At 54.7% G+C, this 6793-nt stretch carries 7 protein-coding genes; 6 read left to right on the top strand and 1 reads right to left on the bottom strand.

Features of this window, described 5'->3' with window-relative positions:
• Window positions 1-411: aldo/keto reductase (locus JW953_23600; GenBank protein MBN1995693.1), on the top strand; the 411-nt coding region annotated here is incomplete at its 5' end.
• A gap of 23 nt (window positions 412-434) precedes the next feature.
• Here the strand turns inward: JW953_23600 and JW953_23595 are convergent.
• Complete coding sequence (locus JW953_23595) at window positions 435-1391, bottom strand: GDP-mannose 4,6-dehydratase (GenBank protein ID MBN1995692.1); 957 nt, start codon at window positions 1389-1391, stop codon at window positions 435-437.
• A gap of 308 nt (window positions 1392-1699) precedes the next feature.
• Between JW953_23595 and mraZ the strand changes: the two genes are divergently transcribed.
• Genes mraZ through JW953_23570 form a run of 5 tightly spaced genes read left to right on the top strand, consistent with a single transcriptional unit; the run spans window position 1700 to window position 6786 of the window.
• Window positions 1700-2131 carry a division/cell wall cluster transcriptional repressor MraZ gene (gene mraZ / locus JW953_23590; protein MBN1995691.1) on the top strand — a complete coding sequence of 144 codons (432 nt, stop codon included), beginning with the start codon at window positions 1700-1702 and terminating at the stop codon, window positions 2129-2131.
• A gap of 34 nt (window positions 2132-2165) precedes the next feature.
• Window positions 2166-3113, top strand: coding sequence for a 16S rRNA (cytosine(1402)-N(4))-methyltransferase RsmH (gene rsmH / locus JW953_23585; GenBank protein MBN1995690.1), 948 nt, complete (start codon window positions 2166-2168; stop codon window positions 3111-3113).
• Between the two features lie 4 nt (window positions 3114-3117).
• Window positions 3118-3606 (top strand): cell division protein FtsL, encoded by a 489-nt coding sequence (locus tag JW953_23580; protein ID MBN1995689.1) that lies wholly within the window; start codon window positions 3118-3120, stop codon window positions 3604-3606.
• Complete coding sequence (locus tag JW953_23575; protein MBN1995688.1) at window positions 3607-5310, top strand: penicillin-binding protein 2; 1704 nt, start codon at window positions 3607-3609, stop codon at window positions 5308-5310.
• A 36-nt stretch (window positions 5311-5346) separates the two neighbouring features.
• Window positions 5347-6786 (top strand): UDP-N-acetylmuramoyl-tripeptide--D-alanyl-D-alanine ligase, encoded by a 1440-nt coding sequence (locus tag JW953_23570; protein ID MBN1995687.1) that lies wholly within the window; start codon window positions 5347-5349, stop codon window positions 6784-6786.
• Window positions 6787-6793 lie beyond the last annotated feature (7 nt).

The following is a 6793-nucleotide window of genomic DNA, read 5'->3' as shown; positions in this document are numbered from 1 at the left end:
GCCTACGCGGAATTTGGCCTGGGCACAACCATCTGGAGTCCTTTGGCCAGCGGCTTGTTGACCGGCAAATACAACGAGGGTATTCCCGAAGACAGCCGGATTACCTTGCCGGGCTACGAGTGGTTGCGGGAGATGTTTGAAAGTGAAGAAGGGCAGCGGCGTTTGGAGAAAGTGCGGCAGTTGACGCCAATAGCCCGGGAATTAGGCTGCTCAATGGCGCAACTGGCCCTGGCCTGGTGTTTGAAAAATCCCCAGGTGAGTACAGTGATCACCGGGGCGTCTAAACCGGCCCAGGTGGTGGAGAACATGCAGGCGCTGGAGATGGTGGAAAAATTGACTCCGGCGGTGATGGAACGGATTGAGCAGATTTTGGACAATAAGCCCGAACCGGCGGAAGACTTTCGGCGGTAAAAATTCCTGAGAGCCTGTATGTTTCACCTTCCCGGTCCAACTTCCGCCCGCCAATAATCCAATACGCGCCGCAAACTTTCCTCAAAGGTATAGGTCGGTTCCCAGCCGGTGGCGGCGCGTAACTTGCCGTTGTCGGCATACAACACCGGTACGTCGGAAGGGCGCATTCTTTTGGGGTCTTGCTCAACCTTTATTTTTACATTGCTGTAGCCAAGCAGCACGTCCAGCAGGTATTGAATGGAATGAGCCTGCCCCGTGCCCACGTTATAAGCCTCGCCCGGCTCGCCGCGCTCAACCAGCAGGGCATAAGCTTGCATCACGTCCACTACATCGGTGAAGTCTCGCTGCGCTTCCAGGTTGCCCACGCGCATCACCGGCTTGGCCAGTCCCGCCTCTATCTCGGCGATTTGTTTGGCAAAGGAGGAGGAAACAAAGTGGGGATTTTGGCGCGGCCCGATGTGGTTAAAAGCGCGCACGCGCAGCACATCCACCCCGTGGCTCACGTGATATTGTAGGGCCAGCATATCCTGGGCCACCTTGCTCACGCCATACGGATTCTCAGGGCGGAAGGGAGTTTCTTCTCGCACCGGCAATTGGTTTGGGCTGACCTTGCCGTAAACCTGGTTAGAGGCCACAATCAAGAGCCGCGTGTTTAGCCGTTGCTGAGTAATAGCCTGAAGAATGTTCAGTTGGGGGCGGATATTGTTTTCAATGGTTCCCCAGGGGTCCTGCCAGGAGGTTGGCACAAAAGGTTGGCCGGCCAAGTGATAAATAGCTTCCGGTTGAATATCGTGCAATAAATTGGCCACCAGCGTTGGATCGCTCAAATCGGCGGTGAACGATTTTATTTTGGGGCTAAGATACGGCAAACCCTGAGTTGGGCGAATATCCACTCCATAAACTTTTTCCCTTCGGTCCAATAGAGTTTGGGCCAAATGTCCCCCGGCAAAGCCGGTAATGCCGGTAATCAATGCTCGCACTAAGTTTCTCCTCGCATCAAAAAAGGGCGTCAAGCAAGGCCTGATCAGCTACATCGCCGCCCGGTAATAACCCCTTACGCCCAAATGGGCCACATTATACCTTACTTCGATTCCAGCCGCAAAGTTTTGGGCAATCACCAAATAAACATAACCTTAAAAATTTTGTAACCCGACTAGACAAGTGGGACAAAATAGGTTATAATGTGGGACATAGTGGGGAGAAATGGGGGAAAATGGGGTATAGAACACTTGTTCTTTCTCTCTAGTGGGGGAAAATTCCCCACCCCTCACCACCAGGGTACACGATTATGTTTTTGGGTGAATACGAACATACGATTGATGATAAAGGCCGTTTGACCATCCCTGCCAAATTCCGTGATGAATTGGAAGGGGGTGTGGTTATTACCCGCGGCCTGGACGGCTGTTTGTGGGCCTTCAGTCGTTCTCAGTTTGAAACATTGTCCGAAAAAATCGCCCAGTTGCCTACCACCAATCCGGCTGCTCGAAACTTTAGTCGTTTTATGTTTTCTAACGCCTCCGACTCCGTTCCCGACCGCCAGGGCCGGGTTTTGGTGCCCCAAAATCTGCGGGATTACGCCGGCATTGAAAGTGAAACCGTGATCATTGGCGTCATGAACCGGGTTGAAATCTGGAATCCGGCCAAGTGGTCGCAGGTGGTCACCCAGGTTGAAGAAGACCCTGGCGCTATTGCGGCCCAGTTGCAGGATTTAGGCATTTAGGTATTGAACGTGGCCACGTTTTAATATTCTAACTATGGCCCACCAACCTGTTCTTTTAACAGAAACCATACCAGCCTTGCAACCTCGCCCCGGCGGCGTTTATATTGACGGCACGGTTGGCGGGGGCGGTCACGCGGCGGCCATACTCAAGGCTTCAGCGCCAGACGGCCAATTGTTTGGCTTGGACCGGGATGAGCGCGCCCTGGCCATAGCCAGTCGCCGGTTAGCCGAGTTTGGTCAGCGGGTTCATCTTTTTCATGCAAATTTTGACCAGTTGAGCCAGATAGCGCAACAGCAGCAAATCCCGCTGGCGCATGGCATCTTGCTGGATTTAGGGGTCTCGTCAATGCAGCTTGACCAACCGGAGCGCGGCTTTTCGTTTCAAACGGATGGCCCGCTGGATATGCGGATGGACCCCTCTGCCGGCGAAACCGCCGCCGACCTGGTCAATCACTTACCGGAAACGGAACTGGCCGATCTGATTTACCGGTACGGCGAAGAACCGTACAGCCGCCGGATTGCCCGGGCCATTGTGCAGGCTCGACCCCTTGAGCGCACCCAGGAGCTGGCTGATCTTGTGGCCGGTGCGGTTGGGCCTCGGCGCCAAAAAAGCGGCCGGCGGCCGGGTAAGCTCAAAATTCATCCGGCCACGCGCGCCTTTCAGGCATTGCGTATTGCCGTGAATGATGAATTGGGCGCCCTGGAGCGAGTTTTGCCGCAAGCCATCTCTTTGCTGGAGCCAGGGGGCCGGCTGGCCGTAATTAGTTTTCATTCGTTAGAAGATAGAATTGTTAAACAATACTTCAAACAGGAATCCCAGGATTGTATTTGTCCGCCAACTCAACCGGTCTGTACATGTAGACATAAAGCAACTATACATATTATAACCAAAAAACCAATAACGCCTAGTTTGGCTGAGATAGATGAAAACCCAAGGGCCCGCAGTGCAAAGCTGCGGGTCGTTGCGTCAATAGGGTTATAACATTATGTCAACTCATACGATGATCAACTGGAAACCGGAAAATGTCGTTCGCCAGCTTCCCTGGCGGCTGGACAGCAAAGCCGCGCTGGGCTTTTTGTTGATTTTGGCAATTTTCAGCCTGGTGGGTTGGTTGTATCTATCGCAGGCCAGCGCGGTAACCACTACCCGGTATCGTATTGATGAATTGCGGTTAGAATTGGACCATCTGGAAAACCAAAATGCAGCCCTGGCCCTTGAAATTGCTCAATTGGAAAATCTGGCCCGGATTGAAACCCGCGCCCCTGAACTGGGCCTGGGGCCAACCACCAACGTGCGTTATTTGCCGGTGGCCCATTATCCCCTCCCGGCAAAAATAGAGGGGCGGGAAGTGAACGTGGCTGAAACAGAATACATTGCTGCCTTTCCCGTTTCACTCCCGGAGTCTCCCTCTCCCATGGCGGATTGGTGGGTAGATACGCTGGATAGTTTTACGGCGTGGCTGGTTGAAGAGTAAATGAAAACAGCGGACCATTTTAGATACCGTATCTATGCCATTATGTCGGTGATGTGCGCCGCCGGATTGGTGCTCATTGGCCAACTGATTCGTTGGCAAATTATTGAGCACCGTAACTTTGTGGCCCTGGCGGAAGCGGAACACCGGGATGAATTGATCATTCCGGCCCGGCGGGGCGAAATCCGCGACCGGGTCGGGCATCTGCTGGCCGTTGACGTTATCCAATACGATATTTCGGCCAGCCCGCAAATCATCGGCGACCCGTATGCTACCGCCGACCGGCTTTCTCGTCTCCTGGACATGCCGCGCGAGGAACTGTTGCAGCACCTGACCAGCCAGGACCTCTGGGTACCCATTGTTTACGCTGCTCCCCAAGCAGTGGGTGAAACCCTTATTGGTTGGGACATAGTGGGGGTTCAGACCGAACCGCGGGCCAAACGGGTTTACCCCGAGGGAGAAATGGCCGCGCATTTGTTGGGGTTTGTTAATGGCAATGGCCGCGGTTTTTACGGGGTGGAAGGTTACTACCAGAATATGCTCAGCGGCAAACCCGGCTTGCAAGCCGGTGAGCGAAGTCCTTTTGGCGAAATGATACCCCTGGGCATCAGCCATTTTGTGCCTCCGGTGAGCGGCACAACGCTTTACCTCACCCTTGATCGTTCGGTTCAATTTTTGGTGGAGCGGGAGTTAAAAACGGCAGTGCAACAATACCGCGCCCAGGGTGGCTCGGTGGTGGTTTTGCAGCCCAAAACCGGGGCGGTGTTGGCCATGGCCAGTTATCCTGCTTATAACCCCAACAATTATAGCCACAGTGATGACCGGCTTTTCCCGGACCCGGTTGTCAGCGAACAATACGAGCCTGGCTCGGTATTGAAAATTATCACAATGGCGGCCGGTTTGGACGCCGGGGTGGTTACGCCCGACAGCACGGTTTTTGACAGCGGAGCGATTGAGTTTGGCGGCCGTATTTTTTACAATTGGGACCGCCAATCACATGGCCCGGTGAATATGACCACCGTGTTGGCCAAAAGTTTAAACGTGGGCATTGCCCAGGTTGCCGGCAAATTGGGCAAAGATCGTTTTTACACGTACATGAAACGGTTTGGCTTTGGCCATCTGACCGAAATTGACCTGGGCAGTGAAGGCCCCGGCACGCTCAAAACACCCAAAGACGCCACCTGGCATGAAAGCGATTTGGGGGCCAACTCTTTTGGCCAGGGCATTGCCGTAACCCCCCTTCAAATTGCCGTGGCTGTGGCGGCCATTGCCAACGATGGTCTATTGATGAAACCTTATGTGGTTGAGCGAGTGCTTGACGGCGGGCGGGAAATCCAGGTAAAACCCCTGGTGGTGCGGCGGGCTGTATCGCAAGAAACCGCGTCAACCTTAACCGGGATGTTGGTTACTGCTCTGGAGCAAGCCGATTCGTTGGCCATGGTGCCCGGCTACCGGGTAGCCGGAAAAACCGGCACCGCCGAAATTCCCGTGCCCGGCGGTTACCATCCCACGCTCACCCTGGCCTCTTTTGTGGGGTATCTGCCCGCCGATGACTCCGAGGTGTTGGTGCTGGTGGTAATTGACCGCCCGGCCACGTCTCGTTGGGGCAATGAAACGGCTGCCCCAACTTTCAGGCGTATCGCCGAACAGTTAGTGGTCTTGCTCGACATTCCGCCCGACAACGTGCGGCTGGCGCAAACCAAATGAGCTTAAAGAGAATTCATCATTTTGTTGAATTGAACTATGACTGATTTAACTCTAGCCGATGTGATGGAAGGTTTAACTGAATATCGTCTGGAAGCGCCGCAGCCTATTGAAGCCATCACCATTGATTCGCGGCAGGCCGGCGAGGGGGCGCTCTTTGTGGCCCTACCCGGCGCAAACACCGACGGCCATCTTTTTGTGGAAGACGCGTTTGAGCGTGGGGCCATAGCGGCCATTGTCCATCGGCCGGTTGAGGGGGGTCGGCTCATTAAAACGGGCCAGCCTATTACGGTTTCGGCCCTGGCTCATGAAGATTTGCCAGTTTGTATTCAGGTGCAAGACAGTTTAACCGGCTTACAACAATTGGCCATATTCTGGCGCAAAAAGTTTGACCCGCGCGTAATTGGCATTACCGGCAGTGTGGGTAAAAGCACCACCAAAGAATTGGTCAGTTCGGTGCTATCGGCGCGTTTCAATACCCTGGCCAGCGAGGGTAATCTTAACAACGAGATCGGCCTCCCCCTGACCCTGCTGAACTTAACCGCCGCCCACGAACGAGTGGTGCTGGAAATGGGCATGTACGACCTGGGGGAAATTTCCCTCCTGTGCGAGATTGCCCGCCCACAGGTGGGGGTGGTTACCAATGTAGGGCCAACCCATCTGGAACGCCTGGGCACTATTGAGCGGATTGCGCAGGCCAAAACCGAGTTGGTCCAGGCTCTCCCGCCCGCGGCAGAGGGAGGCGTGGCTATTCTCAATTATGATGACCCCCTGGTTTTGCCTATGGCGGATAAAACCCAGGCCCGGGTGGTCACTTATGGCCTATCGCCCCAGGCCGATCTATGGGCCAGTGATGTGGTCAGCGCCGGCCTGGAGGGGATCCGTTTTGTTTTTCATTATCAGGATGAAGTTTTGCACGTGCGCGTGCCTCTTCTGGGGCGGCATAGTGTGCATACGGCGCTGCGGGCCGCTTTGGTGGGCCTGGTTGAAGGAATGGCCTGGGAAGAAATTATCAGCGGTTTGCAGGCGCTGCCCAGCACCGCTCAGTTACGCCTGGTGGCGGCGCCCGGGCCTAACGAGTCGATTTTATTGGATGACACCTACAACGCCAGCCCGGCCTCCACCATTGCCGCCTTAAATTTATTGGACGACCTGCCGGCGGCCAAAAAAATTGCGGTATTGGGCGACATGTTGGAATTGGGCAGTTTTGAAGAGGAAGGGCATCGTAAAGTGGGGTGTCGCGCGGCTGATGTGGTTGACCTGCTCATTGTGCTGGGCGCGCGGGCCAAATTTATGGCGGCGGGGGCGCAGGAGTGCGGTCTTGACCCCTCGCTTATTTTGCAATTGACCAACAATGAAGCGGCGATTGCGTACCTGGAAAAAACGTTGGGGCCTGGCGACATTGTGTTGCTCAAAGGCTCCAACGCCCAAAAATTGGAAAAAATTGTTTCGGCTTTGGCTGTACAGGATACAAAATAGGGGGTCA

The organism is Anaerolineae bacterium (assembly GCA_016931895.1).
Taxonomy (GTDB): Bacteria; Chloroflexota; Anaerolineae; order 4572-78; family J111; genus JAFGNV01.
This window is presented reverse-complemented; position numbering and strand designations above follow the sequence as displayed.